At 71.7% G+C, this 1,725-nt stretch carries 2 protein-coding genes; both read right to left on the bottom strand.

Going from position 1 to position 1,725, the window contains the following annotated elements:
* Positions 1-38: 38 nt before the first annotated feature.
* Positions 39-971, bottom strand: a complete 933-nt coding sequence (gene fmt / locus G6019_RS03210; protein WP_182613068.1) for a methionyl-tRNA formyltransferase — start codon at positions 969-971, stop codon at positions 39-41.
* 3 nt (positions 972-974) lie between these two features.
* Positions 975-1,529 (bottom strand): peptide deformylase, encoded by a 555-nt coding sequence (gene def / locus G6019_RS03205; protein WP_182613069.1) that lies wholly within the window; start codon positions 1,527-1,529, stop codon positions 975-977.
* Positions 1,530-1,725: the final 196 nt, after the last annotated feature.

The raw sequence follows: 1,725 nt of genomic DNA, 5'->3' as shown, positions 1-1,725 counted from the left end.
GTCGCCTCCGGGCCCGCGGCCCCGCCCGCCATCGGCGCTCATGCGAACTCCGCCTCGGCGTCGAGCCGGGCACCGCGCGCCCAGTCGACCGCGTTCATCATCTTCTTACCGGGTGGCTGAACAGCCTCCAGCACCATCGGAGAGGTGGCCGTGCCCACGAGGAGAGTCCGCTTGTCGAGCCGGATCCGCCCGGGCGTCAAGGCGGTCGTGCCCTCGTCAGACGGAGTCGCGGCACCGATCTTGACCCGTTCCCCGGCGAGCGTCGTCCACGCTCCCGGGGCCGGGGTCACGGATCGGATGTGACGATCCACCGCCAGTGCCGGATCAGCCCAGCGCACGCGCGCGTCGTCGACGGTGATCTTCCCTGCACGCGAGATACCGTCCGTCGGCTGCGGGACTGCGCGTGCCTCCCCCGCCTCGATGGCGTCGAGGGTGGCCACGAGCAGCTCCGCGCCGGACATCGACAGGCGACCGAGCAGGTCGCCGGCGGTGTCGCGCGGCCGTATCGCCTCGGTCATCGTCCCCAGGACCGGACCGGTGTCCATCCCCTCGTCGAGCAGGAAGGTCGTGGCCCCGGTCACCTCGTCTCCCGCCTCGATCGCGGCGTTGACCGGGGCGGCACCCCGCCACGCGGGCAACAGTGAGAAGTGGAGGTTCACCCACCCGTGGGTGGGGATGTCCAGCACGGGCCGCGGCACCAGGTGCCCGTAGGCGACCACCGGGACCGCGTCGGGGGCGAGTTCGCGGAGCCGCTCGGCGAACTGCGGGTCGCGCGCGTTCGGCGGGGTGAGGACCTCGATGCCCGCGTCGTCGGCGACAGCCGCCACGGCACTACGGGACAGACTCCGGCCACGACCGGTCCTGGCGTCGGGCCGCGAGACCGCCGCCACCACCTCGTGACGGTCGCAGCTCACGAGTGCCTCGAGTGACGGGACCGCCGCCTGCGGGGTGCCGGCGAAGACGAGACGCACGGCTCACCTCACCGCCATGGCGTCGGCGAGCCGGTCGTAGACGACCCCGTCGCTGATGGCGTCGCTACCGAACCACCCGGAGGCCCGGATCCCGGCCATCGCCGATCGACGCCGGTCCGGGGTGAGACGCTGGAGGAACAGGATGCCGTCGAGGTGGTCTGTCTCGTGCTGCACCGCGCGGGCGAGGATCCCGTCCGCCTCGAAGGTCACCGGGTCCCCCTTGACGTCCACGCCACGCGCGAGGACACGTGCGTAACGCTCAGTGGGCTCCGAGATCCCGGGAATCGACAGACAACCCTCGTTGACGTGCGTCTTCTCGTCACCGATCGGTTCCCACTCCGGATTGACCAGGTGGCCTTCCCGGCCACCACAGGTGTAGACGAACACCCGGGTGGACACACCGATCTGCGGCGCCGCCAACCCGGCCCCCTCCTCGTGACGGACTGTGTCCATGAGGTCGGCCACGGTGCGCGCCAGCCTGTCGTCGAACGAGGTGACGGGATCGGTCGGGGTCCTCAGGACGGGGTCACCGAAGAGCCGGACGGGGTGGACGGCCATGCGGATCTGAACTCCTCGCGGATGGGAAAGCGGTGAACGACCATTCTAGGTGCTCGCGGGCCGACCCACCGCACGGGCCGCTCAGCCGATGTGGACCGGATCGAGTCGCACCCGGACGGGGTCGGCGCTCCGACGGCCGGACCGCGCCACCACGACCGCCCGCAGCTCCGTGGAGACCGCGGCGAGGAGGCCGGGC

The organism is Dietzia sp. DQ12-76 (assembly GCF_014145045.1).
GTDB lineage: Bacteria > Actinomycetota > Actinomycetes > Mycobacteriales > Mycobacteriaceae > Dietzia.
The sequence above is the reverse complement of the archived record's forward strand: the minus strand, read 5'-3'. Positions and strand labels throughout refer to the sequence as shown.